Source organism: Photobacterium lipolyticum (assembly GCF_003026475.1).
GTDB lineage: Bacteria > Pseudomonadota > Gammaproteobacteria > Enterobacterales > Vibrionaceae > Photobacterium > Photobacterium lipolyticum.
In genome coordinates this window covers 360,133-383,389 of the sequence record NZ_PYMC01000003.1, presented here as the reverse complement: position 1 = coordinate 383,389, position 23,257 = coordinate 360,133, and the positions used below count along the sequence as shown (strand labels likewise).

General features: G+C 44.0%; 21 protein-coding genes. 5 read left to right on the top strand and 16 right to left on the bottom strand.

Features of this window, described 5'->3' with window-relative positions; all coding sequences use genetic code 11:
* The first annotated feature begins 16 nt into the window (after positions 1–16).
* From C9I89_RS06990 to C9I89_RS06970, 5 genes are all read left to right on the top strand, one after another.
* The gene (locus tag C9I89_RS06990; protein ID WP_107282625.1) at positions 17–769 is read left to right on the top strand and encodes a fumarate/nitrate reduction transcriptional regulator Fnr; all 753 of its coding nucleotides are present in this window, start codon (positions 17–19) and stop codon (positions 767–769) included.
* Between the two features lie 200 nt (positions 770–969).
* Positions 970–1,911, top strand: a complete 942-nt coding sequence (gene uspE / locus C9I89_RS06985) for a universal stress protein UspE (RefSeq protein ID WP_107282624.1) — start codon at positions 970–972, stop codon at positions 1,909–1,911.
* Between the two features lie 324 nt (positions 1,912–2,235).
* Positions 2,236–3,129 carry a tRNA 2-thiocytidine(32) synthetase TtcA gene (gene ttcA, locus C9I89_RS06980; RefSeq protein ID WP_107282623.1) on the top strand — a complete coding sequence of 298 codons (894 nt, stop codon included), beginning with the start codon at positions 2,236–2,238 and terminating at the stop codon, positions 3,127–3,129.
* 418 nt (positions 3,130–3,547) lie between these two features.
* A complete protein-coding gene (locus C9I89_RS06975; RefSeq protein ID WP_107282622.1) occupies positions 3,548–5,032 on the top strand; it encodes a carboxypeptidase M32 in 1,485 nt (494 codons plus the stop codon).
* Between the two features lie 392 nt (positions 5,033–5,424).
* On the top strand, positions 5,425–7,311 hold the full coding sequence (locus C9I89_RS06970; protein WP_107282621.1) for a PKD domain-containing protein: 1,887 nt from the start codon (positions 5,425–5,427) through the stop codon (positions 7,309–7,311).
* Positions 7,312–7,334: 23 nt separating this feature from the next.
* Here C9I89_RS06970 and C9I89_RS06965 read toward each other — a convergent pair whose 3' ends face one another.
* From C9I89_RS06965 to C9I89_RS06900, 16 genes are all read right to left on the bottom strand, one after another.
* Positions 7,335–7,598, bottom strand: coding sequence for a hypothetical protein (locus tag C9I89_RS06965; RefSeq protein ID WP_107282620.1), 264 nt, complete (start codon positions 7,596–7,598; stop codon positions 7,335–7,337).
* A gap of 603 nt (positions 7,599–8,201) precedes the next feature.
* Entirely contained in the window at positions 8,202–10,322 is a 2,121-nt protein-coding gene (locus C9I89_RS06960) for a peptidase domain-containing ABC transporter (RefSeq protein ID WP_107282619.1), read from the bottom strand.
* Positions 10,319–11,581, bottom strand: coding sequence for an HlyD family secretion protein (locus C9I89_RS06955; protein WP_107282618.1), 1,263 nt, complete (start codon positions 11,579–11,581; stop codon positions 10,319–10,321). Before C9I89_RS06955 ends, C9I89_RS06960 begins: the two co-directional genes overlap by 4 nt.
* A 94-nt stretch (positions 11,582–11,675) precedes the next feature.
* Positions 11,676–11,822 (bottom strand): hypothetical protein, encoded by a 147-nt coding sequence (locus C9I89_RS22455; protein ID WP_170107645.1) that lies wholly within the window; start codon positions 11,820–11,822, stop codon positions 11,676–11,678.
* Positions 11,823–12,125: 303 nt separating this feature from the next.
* The gene (locus C9I89_RS22450) at positions 12,126–12,290 is read right to left on the bottom strand and encodes a hypothetical protein (protein ID WP_170107644.1); all 165 of its coding nucleotides are present in this window, start codon (positions 12,288–12,290) and stop codon (positions 12,126–12,128) included.
* 105 nt (positions 12,291–12,395) lie between these two features.
* Positions 12,396–13,568 (bottom strand): glycosyltransferase family 2 protein, encoded by a 1,173-nt coding sequence (locus C9I89_RS06950; protein WP_107282617.1) that lies wholly within the window; start codon positions 13,566–13,568, stop codon positions 12,396–12,398.
* 22 nt (positions 13,569–13,590) lie between these two features.
* A complete protein-coding gene (locus C9I89_RS06945; RefSeq protein WP_245905424.1) occupies positions 13,591–14,973 on the bottom strand; it encodes an MchC protein in 1,383 nt (460 codons plus the stop codon).
* Between the two features lie 6 nt (positions 14,974–14,979).
* On the bottom strand, positions 14,980–15,468 hold the full coding sequence (locus C9I89_RS06940) for a toxin-activating lysine-acyltransferase (RefSeq protein ID WP_107282616.1): 489 nt from the start codon (positions 15,466–15,468) through the stop codon (positions 14,980–14,982).
* A 668-nt stretch (positions 15,469–16,136) separates the two neighbouring features.
* Complete coding sequence (locus C9I89_RS06935) at positions 16,137–16,817, bottom strand: RES family NAD+ phosphorylase (protein WP_107282615.1); 681 nt, start codon at positions 16,815–16,817, stop codon at positions 16,137–16,139.
* Entirely contained in the window at positions 16,818–17,222 is a 405-nt protein-coding gene (locus tag C9I89_RS06930) for an MbcA/ParS/Xre antitoxin family protein (protein WP_107282614.1), read from the bottom strand.
* Between the two features lie 183 nt (positions 17,223–17,405).
* The gene (gene pepT, locus C9I89_RS06925) at positions 17,406–18,635 is read right to left on the bottom strand and encodes a peptidase T (RefSeq protein ID WP_107282613.1); all 1,230 of its coding nucleotides are present in this window, start codon (positions 18,633–18,635) and stop codon (positions 17,406–17,408) included.
* A gap of 226 nt (positions 18,636–18,861) precedes the next feature.
* Positions 18,862–19,194 carry a bactofilin family protein gene (locus C9I89_RS06920; RefSeq protein ID WP_245905423.1) on the bottom strand — a complete coding sequence of 111 codons (333 nt, stop codon included), beginning with the start codon at positions 19,192–19,194 and terminating at the stop codon, positions 18,862–18,864.
* Positions 19,195–19,202: 8 nt separating this feature from the next.
* The gene (locus C9I89_RS06915; protein ID WP_107282611.1) at positions 19,203–20,153 is read right to left on the bottom strand and encodes a M23 family metallopeptidase; all 951 of its coding nucleotides are present in this window, start codon (positions 20,151–20,153) and stop codon (positions 19,203–19,205) included.
* A 445-nt stretch (positions 20,154–20,598) separates the two neighbouring features.
* Positions 20,599–21,207 (bottom strand): DUF2987 domain-containing protein, encoded by a 609-nt coding sequence (locus C9I89_RS06910; RefSeq protein ID WP_107282610.1) that lies wholly within the window; start codon positions 21,205–21,207, stop codon positions 20,599–20,601.
* Positions 21,208–21,209: 2 nt separating this feature from the next.
* Complete coding sequence (locus C9I89_RS06905; protein ID WP_245905422.1) at positions 21,210–21,989, bottom strand: glucosaminidase domain-containing protein; 780 nt, start codon at positions 21,987–21,989, stop codon at positions 21,210–21,212.
* 14 nt (positions 21,990–22,003) lie between these two features.
* Positions 22,004–22,828, bottom strand: coding sequence for a hypothetical protein (locus C9I89_RS06900; RefSeq protein ID WP_107282609.1), 825 nt, complete (start codon positions 22,826–22,828; stop codon positions 22,004–22,006).
* Positions 22,829–23,257: the final 429 nt, after the last annotated feature.

Genomic DNA, 23,257 nt, shown 5'->3' with positions numbered 1-23,257 from the left:
ATTGGTTAGCAGGATTATGATTTCAGACAAACTTACAACCAAACGTATCCAGTCAGGTGGATGTGCTATCCACTGCCAGGATTGCAGTATTAGTCAGTTGTGTATTCCATTCACACTGAATGAGTCTGAGTTAGATCAATTAGATCACATTATTGAGCGTAAAAAGCCGATCCAAAAGGGCCAGGAGCTTTTTAAAGCGGGCGATGAACTTAAAGCTCTTTATGCGATTCGTTCTGGTACAATCAAGAGCTATACGATTACAGAACAAGGTGATGAGCAGATCACTGCATTCCACCTTGCCGGTGATCTTGTTGGTTTTGATGCCATCAATGAAATGATGCACCCCAGTTTTGCCCAGTCGCTTGAAACGTCGATGGTATGTGAGATCCCATTTGAGATCCTTGATGACTTAGCTGGCAAAATGCCGAAACTTCGTCAGCAAATCATGCGACTGATGAGCAATGAAATCAAAGGTGATCAGGAAATGATACTTTTGCTTTCAAAGAAAAATGCAGAAGAACGTTTAGCCGCATTCCTGTACAACCTTTCGCTACGATTTTCTCAGCGAGGTTTCTCTCCTCGTGAGTTCCGTCTGACGATGACCCGTGGTGATATCGGTAATTATCTTGGTTTGACGGTAGAAACAATCAGCCGTTTATTAGGCCGTTTTCAAAAGTCCGATATGCTAAGTGTTAAGGGAAAATACATCACTATCATTGATCACGATGAGCTTTCGCGTCTTGCTGGTGTAAGTAAAAAGAACACGTAATTGTCTGTTTTATCTGTTTGCAAAAAAAGTGATACATCATTAGAGATGTATCACTTTTTTTATATTTATCGGTATATGCACTCCACTTAATCCCTTCTATACGTTACAGTTAATATACTAATCGGGTTAGTCTTGCGTTGAATCAGAGCTATATGTCTGATTAGTATTGATGCCAACACATGTTGTGTCAGGGGGCAGTTATGAAAAAATACAATAATATTCTTGTTGTTGTCGATCAAACTCAGGACCATCAACCGGCCTTATCTCGTGCCGTTCATCTTGCCAGCAAGTCTTCCGGTGTGAAAATTACCGTCTTTCTTGCTATCTACGATTTTTCTTATGAAATGACCTCCATGCTTTCTGCAGAGGAACGCCAGGCAATGCGCCGTGGCGTGGTGGTGCAGCGTGAGGAATGGTTAAAAGACATTATTCGTCCGTATCAGAATGAAGGAAATGATATCGACGTTCTGGTTGTCTGGCACAATCGTCCATACGAAGCCATCATAGCCGAAGTCTTCAGCAGCCATCATGACTTGTTGATTAAGGCGACTCATGAGCATGACAAAATTGGCTCTGTTATTTTCACCCCGACGGATTGGCATTTATTACGCAAATGCCCCTGCCCTGTATTAATGGTGAAAGATCACAGTTGGCCTGATAATGGGAAAATTCTTGCGTGTGTGAATCTGGCTGCTGACAGTGAAACGCATGATGCCCTCAACGACGCGATTGTGAATGAAGCACAGTCCATTGCTGATATTCTTGGGGCAGAAGTCAATCTGTTAAACGCTTACCCGGCAACCCCGGTCAATGTCACCATAGAGTTACCTGAATTTGACCCTGCCTCATACAGCGATGCGGTTCGCGGTCATCACTTAATATCGATGAAAGCATTACGCCATAAACATAGCATTGCTGAGGAGCAGACCCTGGTTGTTGAGGGGTTGCCTGAAGATGTCATTCCAAAAGTGGCAGAAGAGTTAGATGCTGAATTAGTGATCCTTGGTACGACAGGACGAACAGGCTTATCAGCCGTATTTATTGGCAACACCGCCGAGCATACAATTGATAGCTTAAATTGTGATTTACTGGCGCTAAAACCTGAGGGGTATGTTAGTCCATTAGCGCCAAATATCGACTAGTTGGACCCACCAAGCTAACGCCTCTTTTCAGAGGCGTTTTGCAATCTTTATAGCCAAACCCCTCAAGATTCAGTGTTCAGTGTGCGTTGTGAAATTTCACCACATCCCATCACCTTTTCACCATCCATACAGTTGCACTAAGCAAAATCTGCCCAGTGCGTTCAAAAAAAGCACAGTCGATACCAGTCATCACAATTAACCCGATTGGCATAATCAGGTAAAACTTCCCAGAAGCCGTGTAAAAGCCGTATAATCCACGGCCTAAAAGTCTACTAATCCACTAGTTATTTAGCTGTCCGCTTTTGGACGGTATGAGATTTGATAATGAATCAAAAAGATACAAGAAAAGAAACCCTTGAGTTCAATAAGCTGCAAAAAAAGCTTCGACGTAATGTTGGCAATGCCATCACTGACTACAACATGATTGAAGAATCTGATGTCGTCATGGCATGTATCAGTGGCGGGAAAGATTCTTTTGCAATGCTTGATATTTTATTGAGCTTACAAAAAGCGGCCCCTATCAAATTCGACGTTATTGCCGTTAACTTGGATCAAAAGCAACCTGGGTTTCCTGACCATATCTTGCCAAACTATTTTGAATCTCTTGGTATCCCCTATTATATCGTTGATAAAGATACCTATTCAGTGGTTAAAGAAAAAATCCCTGAAGGCAAAACCACGTGTGGCCTTTGCTCTCGCTTAAGAAGAGGTACGCTGTACTCCTTTGCTGAAAAAATTGGTGCAACAAAGATTGCCCTGGGTCACCACATGGACGACATCGTTGAAACCATGTTCCTTAATATGTTCCATGGTTCACGCTTGAAAGCAATGCCGCCGAAGCTTCGTTCTGACGACAAGCGTAATGTGGTTATTCGCCCACTAACCTATTGCCGTGAAAAAGATTTAATCGCTTTCGCCGAGCAACGTGAATTCCCGATCATCCCATGTAACCTGTGTGGCTCTCAGGAAAACCTTCAGCGACAAAATATCAAAGCAATGCTTATTGACTGGGACAAGAAAACACCAGGTCGCGTTGAGAGCATCTTTAAATCCATTCAGAACGTCAGTCCGAGTCAGTTAGCCGACAGAAATCTGTTTGATTTCAATGAGCTGCCATTGGATCGTACAACAGAAAGAGCTGAATACGAGTTTAAAGAAGCAGAAGTTTCATCTTCGAACATTGACGAGTCGATGTTTATTGATGTGACAAATATCTAACATAGTGCCCATTATCGTCAATTGAGAATGCTGAAGCACCTAAAGTCATCCCGGAATCGAGGAACAAGATATCCGGGATCCAGCTCTAACCGCGTGCTCCTTAGATTCCGTATAAGTTCGTTCCTCACTTTACGGAATGACGAAGTTTGTGGCTGAACTCGTCAAAACATCTTTGATGAACAAAAAACATCTATCCCCATTAAGTAACATATCAATAGCTTTTTTTATGGATATACACCCGATTTAAATCAGAATAAACATCCAATATTGAGGTTATTACATCATATTGACGATATTTAATCGTGATTGATAGAAATAATCATCACAATACATCCTTTACCTGTAAAGGCATTTTTTATTTCTGCATTTATCGATAGTCTTAGTGGTTAACGCTTTTAAGTCTATGCAAGGACTGATGATGACTTACTACCAAAAACTAGAACAACATTATAAAAAATATGCCCGTTTAGGCCATCTTAGTGCTATCTGTGGTTGGGACCAGGCTTCAATGATGCCAGCTGGCGGTAATGAAGCCCGTTCAGAAGCCATGGCTGAATTGGCAGTATTGTCTCACCAGTTACTCACTGAACCTCAATTAGCCGATTGGTTTGATCTTGCAGAGCGCGAATCCCTTGCAGGTGAAGAACAAGTTAGCCTGAAAGAGATGAAACGCAGCTGGCAGATGGCCAACCTACTGCCAGAATCTCTGGTTCAGGAACAATCGCTGACGGGTTCAAAATGTGAACATGCATGGCGAACACAACGCGCTGAAAACAACTGGCATGACTTTAGTAAGAACCTTGAACCTGTCGTCGAGCTTGCGCGAAAAGAAGCTCAGATCCGCTCAGAAGAGACCGGATTAAGCCGTTATGACGCCTTGCTTGATCTTTATGAGCCAGGTATGACGACCAAAGAGTTAGATCAACTGTTTGCTGATTTGAAATCATGGCTACCATCATTAATTCAGCAAGTACAAGAGAAACAGGGTACTGAAACGGTTATCACACCTCAAGGTCCATTTCCGATTGAAGCTCAAAGAGAAATCAGCCTGGAAGTGATGAATAAACTGGGCTTCGATTTTAATCATGGCCGTTTGGATATCAGTGTTCACCCATTTTGCGGCGGTGTTCCTACCGATGTTCGCATTACAACTCGTTATGATGAAGACGATTTCACTTCTGCGCTGATGGGGGTGATCCACGAAACGGGTCATGCTCGCTATGAGCAAGGTCTTCCTGCTCAATGGCATAACCTGCCAGCGGGTGAAGCCCGTTCGATGGGCCTTCATGAATCGCAAAGTTTATTCTTTGAGATGCAGCTGGCACGCAACGAGACCTTCATTGGTTTACTGGCGCCTTTGGCTCAAGGTGCTTTCATGCGCCCAGATGATCAGGCATTAACCAGCGACAACCTGGCGCTTGTCAGCACCCGTGTTAAGCCTGATTTTATTCGGGTTGATGCTGACGAAGTCACCTACCCGGCCCATATCATATTACGGTATGAAATCGAGCGCGACTTGATTGAGGGTAATATCGAGGTGGCTGATATCCCCGAACTTTGGGATAGAAAAATGAATGAATACCTTGGGTTGTCTACCAAAGGTAATTATACCGATGGCTGTATGCAAGATATCCACTGGACTGATGGCAGCTTCGGCTATTTCCCGTCTTATACCTTGGGCGCAATGTATGCGGCGCAGTTCATGGCCGCAATGCGTAAAGAAATGAACATCGAGAACCTGATCCGCGAGCGCAACCTGACGCCGATCTTCAACTGGCTTGATAAACATATCTGGAAGAAAGCGAGTACGCTCTCGACAGATCAAATCCTGATTAATGCAACAGGTGAGCGCCTGAATGCAGAATACTTCAAAAAACATCTTATTGATCGTTATCTGAAATAATCGCGCCTCAATCATAATGTGGAGGTTGTTAATCAACCTTCACTTAGTTGTCTTTATACGAATGACTTACCAATTTTGATCTGGCGGCAACTATGCCTGCACAGCTACTAAGCACAACTTTGACATATGCCAGCTCCTCCTGTCTTTGTTCTGTTCTTGTGATTAAATTCCGATAGATGCACTACCAAGCGGATAATGCGTCGCCAGATGATCTCGCTCGAAAAGTTAAGCAAGTGATAATTCGGATCCGACTACTTAATATGTATGTGATCAAGAAAACAGAAGCTCATTGTTTAACGCCATATTTTCTTACCTGCCTAATTAATAGACTGAACTCTGTGCCAGCCTCAGTGCAATGAGGCTCCTTATCACTCTCTAATTAGGTGTAAATTATGGAAAGACTCAACGTTAAGCCTATTTTGGCCGCAACAGTCCTCGGCCTTTGTAGTATGCAAGCACAAGCGGTGCTCCCGCCTTCTGATACTTGGCCAGCACAAGTAATTGGGGTTAATACCTATCAGTTAGATCCAGCACTGTTTATGCCGACCGGAAAAATACGTCTCGGCCAGATGGACTTTGAATTATCTCAAGCTGAAATTGATCAAGTCACAGAGCAATATAAAGCCCAAGGGCAAGATGTTGTTGATCAGCAAATACGTATTTTAAAACTGAAACGTCTGGTCTGGCTGGCACCTTACTCTTTCCAACTGCCTAATGAGCGCCCTCACTGGGCTATGGCAATGGCGCATGCCGCCGCATTGTTTAAAAATGTTACAGGGATCGATGACCCTTATCATGATGCCAACCTCTATGCAGCCAAATCGTTGCAAGAAGCAGGAATGGGCGCAGATTATGCCAATGTTCCTGGTTATTTCACCTACCCAATTCTGCCTAAATACCAAGATGTCGATGCAACACAGCCAGACATTAAGGGGATTTGGAACACCTTGAGAGGAGGGCGAACAAAACACGATGGTTTCTTCCAGCTAGAGGGGCATATGTATTCTGCCTATGGCGAGCTTATGCGGATGTTCCCTAATCGCTTTTATAAAGATCTTTACCCGACCGATGACTATCACGCCGTCACTCCGGCAGAAAAAACATCACCGCTATATAATCAGATTTTCAAACCTGAACCGGGCAAAAACAGTTTTGTCCCGAGTGCTATCGGCGCGTCTTACTACAATATTTTCGCATACTATACCGTGGCACGTTCGGCACAGGAGTTTGGCCTGTTTGCCAAAGATGCTAAAGATCCACAGGCACTGACCAAGATCATTTCTGTCGGTTACAACCGGGGGCTAAGCTCTGAGAGTCTGGCGATGTTCCCGCTAAAACCGGAGCGTCGTGACGCCTGTATGCAGAAAGCAAACATCGACTCTTGCTTCGATCTGACTGGCGATGGTTCTGGTGGTTTTGGTATCAACTACTTATATCAGGTGCCGTATAAAGCCAAGGCATTAAAGGAAATCGCTGATACCAGCGGTCCGGGCTACCCAGGCTACTACACTGCAAATATTAGTTGGCAAACGATTATTACCTATCTTGATGCTTTGACTCCGCTTTATACCAAAGAGGAGCTTCAAGCGGCACAAGATAGCGCTTATATCGCGTTCAATAATATCCAGCAAAATGGCGTGATTGACTTTGCCAATCAGTTTGGTGATGTACTGGATGCAATTTTGCTGGCCTTGCCGGTTGATACTCCGTGGAGTCAGTTATGTAATAAAGATGGCAGTATTTATGATGCATTTGATCGCAACGGTAACTTTAAAGGTCAGGAATCAACCTACAAATGTTTACCAGAAAGTGTTGAAAAACCGCTATATTTAGAAAAACCTGCCGGCGATGTCCCCCCCGTCGCTTATGCTGGTGCTGATATCAAGGTAACCTCGATTGGATCTGTCGAATTAACTGGAGCGTTATCTCATGACAGAAACGGAGATGCGTTAAGCTTTAATTGGTCGCAAGTCTCGGGCCCCCCCGTAACGTTGACAAACGCTAATACAGTGAAGCCTAGTTTTGCAGTGACAGATCTGACAACGGCCACTTATACCTTTCAGTTAGCGGTGACGGCTAACGGTAAATCGTCTTCCGATACCATTACAGTAACGGTTGAAAAAGCGTCGTCTGGCGGCGGAGAGGCCATATGGCAATCAAGCGTCATTTACAACAAAGGTGATAAGGTGACGTTTAACGGTGAAGAATACACAGCCAAGTGGTGGACCCAAGGGGATCAACCGGGAGTCTCTGCGGTGTGGGTAAAAACGTCTGCGTAGGTGTAACTAATCTATTGCCACAGCTAAACACCGTCAGGGCGGTGTTTTAGCTGTATAATACAGGATGTGTGCATGTGGCGTCTCGTTCTATCCCATGCACTAATAAGCTTATCTTTCTCAACTTTCCTGGTTTGCTCAAGATAGAGCAGGTTCTTGTCGAGTTTCACCTTGTACTCTTCCTCTAGTACATCAAGAGTGTCTATCACTTGGTTTTCATTTTTATCCCAAATCACCATAAGAGCATTGAGCAGGTTTTGAGTTAGGTCGGGAAATTTTTCCTGTAACATGCGTAAGCCTTTTTTAAAATTGTCAGGTAGTTTCTCTGTGTTAATTTTGAATTCATAACGACATCATTCATCAAACATAAGTATAATTTTTGCTGTTAGTCGTATCATCAGGTTGCCCCTCATGACAATTCATAACCTTTAAATGATTTTCACTTAATTAACTCATTGTTTTCTCCCTACCCCTATAGTTAGGCATTATACCCATTAGCCATAAATGCTTGTATTTATATACACGCAAAAAGACTTTAGTCACTGACCTAAAGTCATTTCTTAATGACTGACCACCATCACGTTATAAATTTAATCGCAAGTACATGGCAGTGATTAATTCAATATAAATTACCCTACGACAGGTTCAAAAAAGTGCATAATGAATAGTTGCAACTGAATGGTTAATATCTTCATGGAAACGTTGGATCCAATCAAAAAAAATACATTACGTCTCCTTTAGATAAACAACTTAGCAAAAAAATATTTGGTTAATTTAAAATAAAGAACAACGGAATCCATCATACTGTGCATCCAGACTACATGATAAGAGCTGGTTCTAGCCGCGCCTCTTTATTCAACCTTCCAACCAGACATCGTTTAGCGACTCAACAGCTAAGCGGCGGCATTTCCCTGCAGTGGTACCTTAACACTTATATCAATATTACGGTCTGCGGCGGCGATAGTTTCCGGGCGATGCGCAATTTGGATCACTGGCAGATTGAGTTCTCTCACGGCCTGAATAACCTTTTTCTCGCTGGTAACATCCAGATGACTGGTTGCTTCATCTAGAATTAACAGCCGGGGTCGCTTGTAAAGTGCGCGGGCAAAAATAATCCGCTGTTTCTGGCCACCGGAAACGGTATTACCCATCTCTCCCACCAGAGTCTGGTAGCCCATGGGCATGGCCTCGATCTCGCCGTGAATATTGGCCAGCCGGGCACATTCTATGGCTCTGTCCATATCCATTTCCTGCGAGAAAAAACAGATATTCGACAAAATAGATCCATTGAACAACTGATCATCCTGAAATACCGAACCAATGTCGGTACGCAAATCGGACAAATTACAGTGGGACACATCATGGCCAAAAATCCGCACCTGTCCGGATTCCGGTCCATACAGTCCCAGCAGGAGTTTTGCCAGTGTGGTCTTTCCACACCCGGAACGGCCTGTGATCGCCACTACTTCTCCGGGAGAAACACTGAATGAGAGCCGTTCAAACAGCAGCGGACTGTTTTCTGAATACCGGAAACTGAGATTCTCAACCTGGACCGCCGCTACGTCACGCCCGCTCGCTGACGGCAAAGCAACGTCTTCTTTCAGCTGCTCTTTGTCGGTTAGTACAATATCTGCCAGGCGCTCTGTGTGCACTGACAACATGCGAAATTCGAAATAGTTATTGATTAACTCAGTGACACTGCCAGAAAATCGGCCCTGAAAGGATAAAAACGCAATGAGCATGCCTGCCGTAAACTGACCATCGAGCACCAGCTTGGCACCAAACCACAGCACCCCGGCAGTAGATATCGCAGTGAGCCCTTCCATGATCACGCTGTAGATCATCATCAGTTTGGACTCATTCAGCTGAGCATTTCTGCGCGCAATGTTCAGGTTTTTCCAGGCGTTCTCTCGCCAGCCCATGCCGCCATTGATCCTGACGCTCAATATGCCGTGCAGTGTTTCCAGAAAGTTACTCTGCTCTTTGGCATTGGTCGACCAGATGTCCTCTTCCGCTCGTTTAAAACTGTCGAACCAGGCAAAACGCATTACCGCGTAGAGGATCACGGTAGTAATGCTGATCATAGTCAGCAGCGGGCTATAAAACAGCATGATTATCAAGGTGCCCGTTACCAGGATCAGATCGAGCAGTGCCTGAATGATGTTATTGGTAATAGCGTGCTGAATAGTATTAAGCGACTCAAACTTGGCCGAGATGTCACCCAGTTCCCTCTTTTCGTACCAATCGATGGGGAGTCGGATCAGATGGTGGAACACATTCGCTGCCCACTGCATATTAAAGTTGACCGAGAGGTATATGGTGAACCACTGCCTCGCCAGACTGACCAGGCTCTGAGTCGCCGCCAACAACAGCAGAGCAATGATCACAAGATCAAGTAGGTTGTGATCAAAACTCACCAGCACTTCATCAATGATCACCTGATTGACGAGTGGCGACACCAGAGCCAGTACTTCCAGCGCAACGGCGAAAATAAAGATCTTACTCAGTGCACGTTTAAAACCCAGCGTTTTACCGATCAGATCGCGGATACGGACTTTTTCCCGTACATCGGCTTTCTCAAAGTCATGTGTGGGAGCCAGCTCTAATGCGATACCGGTAAAGTGCTTATTCATGGCTTCCCAGGAAAGTTTGGTCACCCCTGAGGCCGGATCGTAGAGCTCACAGTATTTATCAGTAACTTTGCTCAAAACCACAAAGTGGTTCATATCCCAGTGCAGAATGCAGGGCAAAGTCAGCTTTGGCAGATCCTCAAACGTAGCGTGCAGTGGGCGTGAGGAGAGCTTAAGGCTCTGAGCACAGTTCATCACATCGGCTAGTGTCAAGCCATGCTGAGAAAAGTGATGGCGAGCTCGCAGCGCGGGCAAGTCTATTTTGAAACCATGCCAGTCCGCTATCATTGCCAGACACGCGATGCCACATTCTGCTGACTCGGTCTGCCTGACCAACCTGAGTTTTTTACGCCATGCCCAATCGAGGTTTTGTATCTGGATCATTCATTTATTCCTTGCATCCGGGCAATGGGCCCCAATAGCCACTCATACAGCTTTCTGGTTTCGACATTGATATCAGCACTGACACGCATACCCACTCTCAATGGTTCTTCCCTGCCATAAACCCCAATGGTTGACTTACTGAGCGACACTACGATTCGGTACAGCGTTTCTGCATCAGAGCGAATGGTCTGATCCTGAGCTTTGAGCTCCGCCGGTGTAAGCGTCGATTGGGAGATCTGGACCACGCTGCCTTTCTGCATGCCAAACTTTTCGTGCGGATACGCATCAAATCGCAGACGAACTGGCTGGCCTGGACGTAGGAAACCGATCGATCGACTGGGTGCATACAGCTCCACCTGCAGTTTTGCTTGTTCGGGAATGATGTTAAGCAACACTTCTCCCTGGCTAACCGACTGGCCGATCTCGGCACGCAGGGTGGTAATCTTGCCGCTGACTGGCGAATGGACAACCGTCTCAGAAGCGGAGGTCAGCTCTATCTGTTGTTGTTTCAAACTGTCAATTTGTCTTTCCAGTTCCAGCGTGCGGAGGTTGCCCTGTAGTGACATGTAATCGATCTGGTGCTGAGCCGCTACACGTTCCCGCTCCAGTTGCTGGGTCATAATTTTCCGGTTCTCCTCATCCACTTGTAGACTGACCAGACTGGAAAGATAATCTTTAAAAGACAGTTCTGAAATATAGTTGTTTTTTAGCAACTTCTGGTAACTATCACGGGCTTCTTTTTTTAATTGAGTTCGCTGTTTCGCAAACTCCAGAGACTGCTGGACACTTTTGATCTCCAGATCCAAGCGGTCAATTTTACTGATCAGCTCATCAATGCGGGACTGAGTCACCAATCGCTCATAATCGCGCTGGCTTTGCAGTGAATTGAACTGATGCTCCAGACTACGCTTTAAACGTAGGTTGATGCTCTCACCGCTAGTATCAAACACTTCGCTGTTCACCCGAAATAAACTGGCAGATTTTCCAATCTGCTGCCCGTCCTCCACGTCGATCGCCTCTAGCACACCATTCTGCGCTGCTTTAACGGCAATCAGACCGGTCGATGGCACAATCACGCCTTCAAGCTCCGTTTTTTTGGTGTAGCTGCCAAGAGCAAGCAGGATAAGAATGGCCCCAATCACTACTATGCAGCAAACCGTTACAATGCGCTGATTGAGGCCGGATAGAATCAGGATCTGCCCTTGCTCTGTCTGGTGCTGCTGCTGGAGATATTCTTCACGAAATATTTGCTGAGACATAGAAAGTTACTGCATTTTCTGTGGGCTGAAAAACAGGGGTGCGGTAACCCCTGTGAACAACAGCAGGCCTACACCTGCGTCTGGTTTCTATCGGTTAACGATAACGACCTTCTTCGTTTGAGCCGCCGCCACCTATTAGGCGACCTTCTTCATCGCGACCGCCGCCACCTATTGGGCGACCTTCTTCATCGCGACCAGCACCAGAAACCAGTTTGATCTGGTCTTCATTTAATTCAAACATAACGTTTTCCTTATTAATTTAAGTCCCTACTAACATTGATGATTGTCGGTAAGTCATCACAAGTTTTACTTCCTAGCGCCAGCCGAACCCACGTCGATCTTACAAACCAGCTCAGATTGGCCGCCGCCACGAAACCAAGAAAAGAAGCCTGTTGAAAACCTGTTCAGTCGTCACCAGGCTCTTTGTTACCGCTTAGCGGTAATACCCCTCTTCACCTTTTTGAGGTGGCCAATTGATCGGACAAGAGGCCTGACACCAATTTGAGCTGTTCATCATCCAGTTCAAACATGGTGCTTTCCTATTTTAGTAACGACCTTCTTCACCCACGTATGGCGGACGTGGCGGACGCGGTGGGCGGTTTTCTTCATTACTACCACCGTTAACACCTCCAGGGTTTGTTGGACGGTTCTCTTCTGACGCGCCTGCACCTGATACCAGATTGATTTGCTCTTCAGTTAACTCAAACATAATGTTTTCCTTATATCGTTTAAAAATGGCAGCCATAGTGCGCTGCCGACACCTAGACCGTAATTAGCCTAATTCTTTGAAAAAGTCCTTTAGCAGAAAAGGCCGTTATCGGGTCAGCCACTTTTTGTCCCTGCCGGTGATCTCATCCAGATAGCCAAGAATGTTGGGGATCCAGGTAATGAAGCGCAGTAAGTGAGTAAATAGCGGCAGCATTACCATCTCAGCCCGGTTGAGGTTGTGGGCATTACCGGTTTTGGCGATAAAGAAGAAGATAAAGACCGATTCCACAAGCAGAGCTGTTGCCATCACACTGAATGGCAGCCACAAATCGAGTACGGCAAACAGCGGCATAGCAATAAAGATAGGTGGGAACAGGAACTCGGTGGCCGAGATAAGAAACCAGGGCAGTGACACCAGCCCCATGAAAGGCGACACTTTCCAGGTTTCCCAAAATGCTTCAACACGTCCACGAGACCAGCGTCGGCGCTGGCGAAACAGCGCATTGTTGTTCTCCGGACATTGTGTGGTTGCAATAGCCTTAGCGGTGTAACCGGTCCGGTAACGGTGAGCCAGCGCCTTCCAGCACCAGGAAATATCTTCGACTAGCCATTCGCTCCAGCCACCTAATTCACGCACAGCACTTGCCCGGTGCGCAACAAAAGCCCCCGCCAGAACCGGAACGACACCAAGCTGATCCTGAGAGGTCCGAATGGCTCCGTGCACACCGATGTGTTCATAAAACTGAGACTTACATAACAGGTTGCTTTCCCGGTTTTTAGGCACCACGTAACCACAAACAGCCGCATAGTCCGGGTGGCTCCATATTTTATTTGCCAACGCTAAAATGCCGCCGGGTTCAATGAAAGTATCACTGTCCACCACGATGTAAATCTCGCCACTCGCGACCTGCTGCTCTAACGCAAAATCCAGCGCTGTTCCCTTTCTGCCGGTATTTTCCGGTTTACTTAACAGTACATATTCCTGCTTTCTTTCTTGCTGCAACCATTGAGAAACATAAACAGGTGTATCGTTTGTGGATCCATCATCAATAATCAAGACTTGAATTCTAGACAAGTATTCCTGTTGATCAATTTTCTCTAACGCTGAAAGAAGAAGCGCCTTATCCTCATTGTAAAATGGCACAAACACAGTGACTAAAGGCAAATCATCACTGATGGTCTCAGGCTTCCAGTGAAAGAGGAATATCGCCATCAACGCCATAACACAGATAAGTTCGACAAGAAGAGGAGCCGCGATTATTATTGATAATGTTTCCATTTAACTTGCCTTCTAATAATAATTAACTTAAATACAGAGAAATGAAATCACTAATTTCTTTCCTGGAGCCACAATGACCTTGCAAGCATGGATCGGCAAATATCGTAAATCTAGAGTATTTAATATGTCTGTATTTAAACTTAGGCTTTGCCTCTGGATAACCGACTAGCTTAAGCGCGGATTGCACCTCAGCAGCGAACCTTTCCTGATTAAAGTCACAATCGGCCAGACGAGAAACATGCCATTTATCTTTTCTCAGTTCCTGCTTAATTTTCATGCCAATTTCGATCAGTTCAGGGGTCTGCTCCGGAATACCACACTCAATTGCGGTATAGCGATTTTCCTGCTCTTCCAAGGTCAGGTTAAATTTATCCAACAGCGCCTTTTGCTGTTCTCCATTAAGTCCGGATTCACTGTGTTTATTCAGGTGATAAAAAAATGTTTCCAGCCACTCATTAATCCCAAGATGGTCATCCCAGGTAGCCCCAAGGCCTGAAGTCAAGAGCACATTGGAAAAGTCACCGATCCCGGATACCGTGCCCAAATCCAGAAAACGTCCATCCAGAGCAATATTTGAACTGGTCAGCGAACCATGGGGTATCCCTTTGATCCGGCTCACGGCAACCTGGGTTGCAAAACGGGTGACAAAGCGTTCCACCACATCATAAACCGGGGTGTTGCTTCCGCTCTGTTTACGCTCGTTGCTTTCCAGTAGCTTCACAGCGGATTGAACGTATTTATGCGTGGCATCACGCAGGCGTACATAATCTTGCCGTGGCCAGAAATTGAGCGCTGGCTCAAAGTGGGCTGGCCGGGTTGCCACTTCTCTGATCATGATAGAGCAAGGCTGTTCGACTTCATCACCAAAGGTATTGTCACCAGTAATCATCTGTGGTGTCCGGATCACAGCAATAATTCTTAATGCTCCATAAGGAAGCTCCTGATGGCAAAGCTCACTCCAGATCGCTTCACTGATCGCCTCGCTCAGTGGCAGCTTACCGGAAGAATGCCCTTCATCAACGTTCACCGCTACCAGCGGGTTAACACCGTTACCTTTGATCTGCAACAGACCATTGAGTCCGCAGCGTGCACTGCCCCCGTTACCTGCATCACCCGTATTGCCGTAGCGATCAGCGAGAAAGATTCTGCTATCGGTCAGATCCAGTTCAGCATCATCGGCATATCCCCGGCTGACATAAGCAAAGTTGTCCAGAAAAATCGGCTCTGCCTGCTCCATATCTATGCTGTGCTCTTCAAGCCAACTTTTATTCATCCAGGCAATTTGTGCGTTCTTGACTTTAAATGCTGGATAAGAAACAAAACTGTCTTCCGGTAGACTATTACCATAAAGCGCAGTATTGTCGTGACTGGGAACATCATAAGTTAAAAGAATGTTATTTTTCATGCTAGATTACCAACTATATACTGGCTCAGAGCTGCCGGGTTCACGGTAGTAAAGACTTTTTACTCCCACCTTTTTCAGCTCTCTACTTATTCTGATCAGCTTTTTTACAAATGTTTTTTCCGGATAAGGTAAACACACATCAAAAACAATTAGATTCGCTCCTTCATTCCACTGTGAAGGATGGGGAACAAAGGTTGGATTAGTCAGGTATTCATCGAGTGTTTTATCGCTAACCCAGGCCCAGCAGGCATACCCGCTCGGACTCCTTTCAAATTCACACTGTAAAAGCTTAACTTGCTCATGATTAATGGCAGGTATCATCCAGTGATAAAATGATCCAATTGTTATTTTCTTTCTTTTTTCATTTTTTGCGTAGACGTAACACAAATCACCTAACAGTGCCTGCCTTGGCTCAAAAAATATTTTCCGTTGAGTTGTTTCAAGAATGATCGAATTCCAATCATGGATTGTTGGTATATCACCATCTATTTTCATAGCATCACTTTATTGACATGAATACATTAACCCCTGCCAACAAAAACTTATCAGCAGAACAATCAAGATTAATTTAGGTAAATTTTTCTGAACAAAATAATCAATTAAATAAAGTCAAAATAAAAGTAGGCAATAAAAGAAACTCGACCAACTTCTAACTTTTAAAAGTAAATTAAAGAAACAATAATAAAAAACGACAGAGAACCTGTTTCTAAAAATCTAAATTAGAAATGACTCCCAATTTATAAAAAAATTACTTACAAGAAATGTTTTTTATAATTACCAATTCAATCAAGTAATTTAAGCACTAGATATTTACATCTGGTATGAAATTTTAATAATAAATTCATTATTCACATCGGTTATTCCACAATGGAACTCAGGGCGACCGAATGAGTTGATTTTTTGTTTCGATAATGAACTGTATATATGTTAATTGTACGGTTATATATCCGTTTCAAGTAATAGGTGTTGCTGATTGCTGTTTGATAATTAAATTAAAAGATAATTGGTGGCGCATGCTATAAGTTAACATTTTGTTTCCATTAATAACATAATAACTTATGCGGTTGCCCTGTTTGTTTAACATCGCCATCCTACACAAACACTTTAGAACAAGCACAATTGAGTAAAAGGCTGGAATATCCCAATCTGAATTACTCAATCAATTATACCAATTTGATCTCCAGCACCGAATTCACCGAGCTGCCGTTCCATTTATAGGTAAAGTGTTTGGTCTGGCATACCTTATCCACCAAATTAGGTTTAAATAACGCATAGCAATCGTAGCCCTGATGACGAACAGATTGATATAAAATACCATCCCCTTTTTTACTTTTTACGTTATTAGCAATGGCCTGTGAGTGGGTATAATTGGTCGGGTGATAAACCTGTGAATCAAGACACTCTTTACCAGTCAAATCTGTCAATTTAGCCGTAAACCAGGCATCAATACAGCGTATTTGAATATCTTGTGCCGGCTCGCTGGTATAACTCATTATCCGTTCTATATGGTACACGGTTTCTTTAATTGCAGTGTTTACATCCGGTGAGGCATAATAAGCACCATAGTCTGATGTGTTGAATCGGGCCCCATCAGGATTGATGTGAGTGAACGCCGCCATAACAAAGCTACAGTGTGGAGTACCCACTAAACGATCTTCTGGGGCAATCCCCGAAAAGTCGCCGACTTCTTCAGCTAAACGAGGATTAGTGATCGCTTCAACGGCAAATATAGCTTCAAGCTGTACAGGATCAGACACATCTTCATAAAGGTTAATTGGTGGATATTTCGAAGGGATCAGTCGATAACAATGCTGATTTTCGTAGGATTTAATCGGATAACACATCTACGACTGCCCACCCCGCCATGCATTCAAACGTGATGCCACCTGATAAAGGTCGACCACACGCCCTTGAGTCATCACATCCATGGCGGAAAATCCCGCAAAAAACGGATGGGTATTAGGTTTCTGTACCCAGTTATAAATGCTGTCTTCTGCTGTGAACATGATGCGTAAGCATTTATGGATGTTAAGTATGTAGCTCATACGCTCAAGAAGATCTTTCGAGACCTTGGCTGATTCCGGATGGCTCCGGTATTTATTAAGGGTTGAACGACTGGTTAAACCTAATATGGCTATTTGTTGCGCCTGAGTACAAGACCATTTGTCCAGAATATTGAAGACCACAGGTAAAACGGTATTTCCGGCTTCTGGTTGTGGCTGGTGGTGAGTTGCCTTTAAGGTATTCATGGCTATCCTCTCCGTTAATTTTTTTTGACTGTCTATTTATAGACAGTTTTTATTTAAAAGTCCACTTATGCCGATTGAGGTGTAGATTATTTGCTGACGTGATATACAAAAAATGCCAGTCAGAAAACTGACCGGCATTTTTAGATATCGTACTTACCTAAAAAATACTAATGCATAAGTAAGTTATTGATATTTAACTGCTGTGTTCTCTGCAAGCTTCACAATAACCTTCACCGCCTGCTCCATTCCTTCAACGGTAATGAACTCATGGATACCGTGGAAGTTATAGCCGCCCGTGAAGATATTTGGACATGGCAGCCCCATGAAGGATAAACGGGCACCATCGGTACCGCCACGAATCGGCTTAATATCTGGTTTCACATCACAAGCAATCATCGCTTCTTTTGCTAATTCAATAACATGTGGATGTGGCTCAACCATTTCGCGCATATTGAAATAGCAGTCTTCTAAAATAAGCTCTACGCGCCCTTTAGTTAACTGGCTGTTCAGCTCATCGACTTTTTGCTGCATGAACGCTTTACGATGTTCTAAACCTTCACGATCAAAGTCTCGAATGATGTAACCCAGCTCGGTCTTAGCCACCGCAGGTTCCATTGATTTCAGGTGATAGAAGCCTTCATAACCTTCGGTACATTCAGGAGTTTCTTCTGCTGGCATCATCAGCTGGAACTTCGCAGCGATGTTCATGGCGTTAACCATTTTATCTTTTGCTGTGCCCGGGTGAACATTAACACCGTGACAAATGACATCCGCCGAGGTTGCATTGAAGTTTTCGTATTCCAGCTCGCCTATCGGGCCGCCATCAATGGTATAGGCCCATTGTGCACCGAATTTTTCAACATTAAACAGGTTGGCACCACGTCCAATCTCTTCATCTGGGGTAAAACCGATGCTGATATCACCATGTTTAATTTCAGGGTTAGCTTTTAGATATGCGATAGCCGTGATGATTTCAGCAATACCGGCTTTGTTATCAGCACCCAGTAAGGTTGTACCGTCAGTGGTGATGATATTGTGACCGTGTAACTTATTAAGGTCCGGGTACTGAATTGGCGATAGCACTTCATCACCAGCACCCAAAGCAATATCCCCACCCTTATAGTTTTCAACGATCTGAGGTTTTACCTCTTTGCCCGATGCATCCGGTGCAGTATCCATATGAGCAATGAAACCAATGCTCGGCACGTCATGTTCAACATTTGATGGCAAACGCGCCATTAAGTAACCATTTTCGTCCAGCTCTACATCACACAGCTCAAGTTCGATAAGTTCTTTCTTTAATTGCTCAGCAAGTACAGTTTGCCCATCGGTACTCGGGCAATGGGCAACTGAAGGGTTAGATTGAGTATCAAAGCTCACGTAGCGTAAAAATCTCTCAATTAATTGGTCCATGTCCCACTCTTTAGTTAAATATTCCAGAAAAGCATCAAAACGAAGCATCGTTAAGAATTGGGGGCCAGTATCAAACAATTGAAGGGCAAATGGCTTGAGTTGAGTCAGTTTTTGGTGGAATCAGTGAAAAAAGCAAACATTAATTGAAGAATATATAATTTTAATGAGAAACCACTAAGTATATAACTTATTGGCTTCTCTTACCGATGTGTTTGTAGCACTCAACCTATTTCAGATTAGCAACTTTCTTCGGCTTTTCATCATTACCAACCTTGTCTTTCTTTTCGCTGTTAATGGCAATCACGGTTTCTTTGCTAGTTGGATGAGTTTCACCTAAGAAGCTGCCCCCGCGTTCAATACTTAAATCATCACAATAAATCGTCCCGCTTGCTTTACCTTCTTGTAAAATTTCAATGGTATTGGCGTAGCAAGTACCGTCGTGTAATCCGTTGATCACGACATGATTAGCGATGATTTCACCTTTTACCCGGCCTTTCGTGCTGATAACAAGTGTCTGTTCCGTGCGGATTTTACCTTCAACATAACCGTCAACCTGCATATTACACGTTAATTCAATGTTTCCGGTGATTGAACAGCCTTGTGCAATGATAGTTGAAGTTGTGTACTGGCTTGTACTTGCAGAATTTTTACTAAAGAGTCCCATCGAATACTCCGTTCATGGTCAAATAATACTTCAAAGTTAGCCGAGTCCCAGTCTATAAATGACTTTGGGTTTAACGCTCGGCCAAGAAAACGAACTTCATAGTGCAAATGAGGCCCGGTGGATATGCCGCTATTACCTGTTCTGGCAATAATGTCGCCCTTATGAATAAAGTCGCCACTCTTAACATTAAATGAGTCTAAGTGTGCGTATAAGGTCATAAAGCCATAGGCATGAATTATCTTAATTAGGTTGCCGTAACCTTTTTTGCTTGGGCGTACAAGTTCAACAACACCATCAGCAGGTGCTCGTACTGGCGTACCTGTTTTAGCGGATAGATCAATCCCAAGGTGACGGAGTTTCTGACCTTTAACCGGATGGACTCGTTTTCCAAAACCTGAAGACATACGTTGATATTTAATCGGGCTACCATTTGGGATCAGCTGTAACATTGATAACCGTACTACAGAGTTAACCGCAGCAGTGTCTAGCCGATCATTTAATGGCAGTTCATTTTCAGATTCGATGCCAAGTGCCTGTTCGAGATCGCCGACACGTCCTGTGACTTGTTCCAGTTCATCATTTCGCTCTGCGAGATCTTGTTGTAACGTTCGACGAAAGCCCTCTAACTGCGTAATCTCAGATGCTAATTGATCTGACTGAGCATTTAGCTGTTGCTGACTTTGTCGAGACTGTCCGATCTCAACCACCAGGTAATTAATAACAAACGCAGTAACGATAATCGTCATTGCAATACACAGAGATGCCGCAGCTAAGTTTCGTTTGAAAAATTTACCAAATTGAAAATGGCGTGACCCGTTAATATTGGATACTGATATAACCAGTTGATCTTTCATTGTTACGCATAATTAGTTATCTCGACTTTACATAGCGACCAACCACGCAGATGCTTAATGCCAATCGTCATAATTCTCAGATCCGTGATGAAAACTACAATATTCCTCCAATAAAAAAGCCTCTTAACCAGTAATGGAAAGAGGCTTTCTTCTTAGAACATAAGTTCTTATATACCCAAGTTACCTCGAGATGCAGGATTCAGAGTGATACCAGCCAGTTCGATTCAAGAAAAATGTACGAAGGAATGACTGGTCATTTCGAGTGCATTTGACGCAGAAGTGGGCTGGCTGGATCACTCCCGAAGGGCGAGTTTTCCAGGCACTAATGTTGCGTTGCTGATTTTTGATGTAGAGCGACTATATCTGCAAATCAGCGTCTGACCTTAGCGCCTGGAAATTCTCGCTGAAACGAGCATCTTGAGGCTACTTGGGTATATCTCAGACATTAACTACCTTGAGGGATCCAGGGGGTGACTTTGACGATTGGTTGTGGGAATTGTAAGACTTCATCTTGTGATAAATCTGCTAACTTAATAACTGTTTTAGATTCGGTAAAATGTACAACTACCCCTTCGGCTTCAGGCATAAACCAAGATGCGAACATACCACCAAGATCGGAAAGCATATTATTCATTTGAGGAACCAGTTGCGCGATTTCGTTTTGGCTCAAGCTTGTATCAAAATCCTTATTGGCAATAACTTGCATCGAGACATCACACGTAATTCCATCATCAATCACAAATGTGACATCAGGGTTAGCCTGGCGAAGGTTTTTATCAACCGGAACCACTAACTCATTGCTCTCGGGGATCACCAACTCTTGATAATGTTTCTCTTTTCGCATCGAAGCCTTTTGAATCTTACAGACTTCACCATCTGCCTGATTAACAAGAAATAGCGCGATACGAACATCATCATGGCCTTCTTTTACATTCTGCTTCAATTTACTATGAAGCGTGCTGTAGCGAATTTCAATATTCTGGGCGTTAGCGTCTTGAGCATATACAGTGCTTGTGGCAAACAAGCCGGCTAATAGCCAATGGGGCAACTTCATCCTTAACCTTGGCTCCAATACTTATTGTTATGTCTGATCATGGTTTGAATTTCATCAATATACTCATGACCACGTTCAGAATACCGGCTTAACCCTTCAGCCAGCTTTGTACCTGTGATTGTTAGTCCGGCATTACGCTGCTCTGCGCGAATTTGACGCAGTTCAGTATAAGCATTATTACGATTTACATTCATGAAATAGGCATTAACAGAGCGATAAGCCGATTCAAACACGGCAACTTCATGGGTAAAGCCTTCTGTGCGAGAGGCCGGAACTAAACCACACCCCTTACGATAGCACCACTGACCGAAATAGTTATTACCTTCGACGGCGAAGCGTGATGTTCCCCAAGCTGACTCATTGGCGGCCTGGCTTAGTACTAACTCTTCAGGTAAGACATCAACACGAAGCAACATAGGTGAAAGCCAGTCACTTGTGACGTTGTCACCAGTGAGTGGCAGTTGGTACATTTTGCCCAGTCTTCTTGCATAATCAAGCTGTTCGCTGTCGATAGTTTTTTCTGACTCAGTCGTTGACTTCAGCTTCAACAGAAAATCACGTTCTTTACTCACACGCTTGTTTTCCTGCACGACGGCTGGCCGTAAGTGATCAAAAAAAGCCGCTTTTTTCTGGTTAATATCTGCAATCTCAGAAAAATCGGGGGCAGAAGATAAAGAAGCCTCTGCTTGAGAGGCCTCTTTATCTTCACGTGAATCTGATATGTTTCTAAATGGTGCTTCCCCACATCCTGTCAGAGTAAAAATCAAAACTACAATGGCCACTGTATTCTTTAATATCACGCCGTAAATACCTTATCGTCTTTATCCGTCTTATGCTGAGCATCATTACCACTGTTATTATCATCCCCCTTCTTCACAGTTGTCACCTGTAGGGTAATGCCGAACAGGTTTCGGTAAATAATACCCTTAACATTGAAGAAGAATGGAATGGTCCAAATCAGCCCTAATCCCGCAGTGGCAAAAGAAATAAAGAACATGATAAGGACAACAAGATAAATGGCTGTCATAGGCATTATTTTTTTCAATGTTGCTATAAGTGAAATTTGTATCCCCTTCAGCGGCGTGACGCGTTTTTCACAAACCAGAATAATCGCCATGCTAAAGCCCATAGAGAGTAGCAATCCAATAAGAGGGAAAATTGCATTGCCAATCCCTTGGATTGAAGATGTCAGTAACATGGTAATGATGGACACTAGGAGAAAAGGAAAGCCTTTCACTAAATGGCTTGGTTTTGTCGGCAGTCCGACTGCATGGTTCAGCGCCATTAGGCTCACACCGACGAACAATGGTGCACTTAAAACATCCGACCAGAAGTTAGCCATATAACCTGCCTGAACCAGTTCGGCTGTCATTTCCTGACCACTGACAATCACGTCGAAAAACACAGCCGCGTTACCCAGTTGCACTTGTAAGCCAACCAGCAATAGCGCAGCTTGCGCAAGGAAAAGGCCAATTATGGCAGGAATAAAGGATAAGAAGTGTCTTGCCGTCACTTTCCAGGCTTCTTGCAATACAGCAACCGCCTGAAGATCAACATCACCTTTTAAGGCTTTTTCAATCGAGCCGCCAACGTGGAAGCTTTTATTCATTGCGTCTTTCATATACGTATCATTCTGTCTGAGGAACGCTTATTGTACGCTAGCCGGGCGCTTTTAAAAATCAAGCCATTGTAAAATATGCTATCGATTGGTCAAGCTGCTCAAAATTCGAACAATACTTTCCGTGTTGCCTCAAATTTGTAAAATCAAATCCCCTCTCTGTTAATCATCGTAGCTTATTTATTAACTATTTTCTTCACGCAAGAGTGATGCATAGAACAACAATTCTTCGGGTTCTAAAACGCCCGAAATCAGCCTCAGATAAGGACATAATTGTCCCTTGTACGACTGCAATACAAGGCATTGCATCAACAAGAAAAAATGCGTAAAAAAACACTTTATATTGCGCTTTTAGAAGACTATTATTCGCCACCTAAATGAGCCATTAATAACGGGGTCCTAACCATAAACCCCAGGGTGGAGATAACGTAG

Bases quoted from the DNA above. Each gene is read 5' to 3' on its own strand.
- C9I89_RS06935 (WP_107282615.1), bottom strand. From the start codon at position 16,817: ATGTGTTATCCGATTAAATCCTACGAAAATCAGCATTGTTATCGACTG.
- C9I89_RS06965 (WP_107282620.1), bottom strand. From the start codon at position 7,598: ATGTTACAGGAAAAATTTCCCGACCTAACTCAAAACCTGCTCAATGCT.
- C9I89_RS06915 (WP_107282611.1), bottom strand. From the start codon at position 20,153: ATGAAAGATCAACTGGTTATATCAGTATCCAATATTAACGGGTCACGC.
- C9I89_RS06975 (WP_107282622.1), top strand. From the start codon at position 3,548: ATGACTTACTACCAAAAACTAGAACAACATTATAAAAAATATGCCCGT.
- C9I89_RS06970 (WP_107282621.1), top strand. From the start codon at position 5,425: ATGGAAAGACTCAACGTTAAGCCTATTTTGGCCGCAACAGTCCTCGGC.
- uspE (WP_107282624.1), top strand. From the start codon at position 970: ATGAAAAAATACAATAATATTCTTGTTGTTGTCGATCAAACTCAGGAC.
- C9I89_RS06990 (WP_107282625.1), top strand. From the start codon at position 17: ATGATTTCAGACAAACTTACAACCAAACGTATCCAGTCAGGTGGATGT.
- C9I89_RS06940 (WP_107282616.1), bottom strand. From the start codon at position 15,468: ATGAAAATAGATGGTGATATACCAACAATCCATGATTGGAATTCGATC.
- C9I89_RS06910 (WP_107282610.1), bottom strand. From the start codon at position 21,207: ATGAAGTTGCCCCATTGGCTATTAGCCGGCTTGTTTGCCACAAGCACT.
- C9I89_RS22450 (WP_170107644.1), bottom strand. From the start codon at position 12,290: ATGTTTGAGTTAACTGAAGAGCAAATCAATCTGGTATCAGGTGCAGGC.
- C9I89_RS22455 (WP_170107645.1), bottom strand. From the start codon at position 11,822: ATGTTTGAATTAAATGAAGACCAGATCAAACTGGTTTCTGGTGCTGGT.
- C9I89_RS06900 (WP_107282609.1), bottom strand. From the start codon at position 22,828: ATGAAAGACGCAATGAATAAAAGCTTCCACGTTGGCGGCTCGATTGAA.
- C9I89_RS06920 (WP_245905423.1), bottom strand. From the start codon at position 19,194: ATGCAGGTTGACGGTTATGTTGAAGGTAAAATCCGCACGGAACAGACA.
- C9I89_RS06955 (WP_107282618.1), bottom strand. From the start codon at position 11,581: ATGTCTCAGCAAATATTTCGTGAAGAATATCTCCAGCAGCAGCACCAG.
- ttcA (WP_107282623.1), top strand. From the start codon at position 2,236: ATGAATCAAAAAGATACAAGAAAAGAAACCCTTGAGTTCAATAAGCTG.
- C9I89_RS06950 (WP_107282617.1), bottom strand. From the start codon at position 13,568: ATGGAAACATTATCAATAATAATCGCGGCTCCTCTTCTTGTCGAACTT.
- C9I89_RS06960 (WP_107282619.1), bottom strand. From the start codon at position 10,322: ATGATCCAGATACAAAACCTCGATTGGGCATGGCGTAAAAAACTCAGG.
- C9I89_RS06945 (WP_245905424.1), bottom strand. From the start codon at position 14,973: ATGAAAAATAACATTCTTTTAACTTATGATGTTCCCAGTCACGACAAT.
- pepT (WP_107282613.1), bottom strand. From the start codon at position 18,635: ATGGACCAATTAATTGAGAGATTTTTACGCTACGTGAGCTTTGATACT.
- C9I89_RS06930 (WP_107282614.1), bottom strand. From the start codon at position 17,222: ATGAATACCTTAAAGGCAACTCACCACCAGCCACAACCAGAAGCCGGA.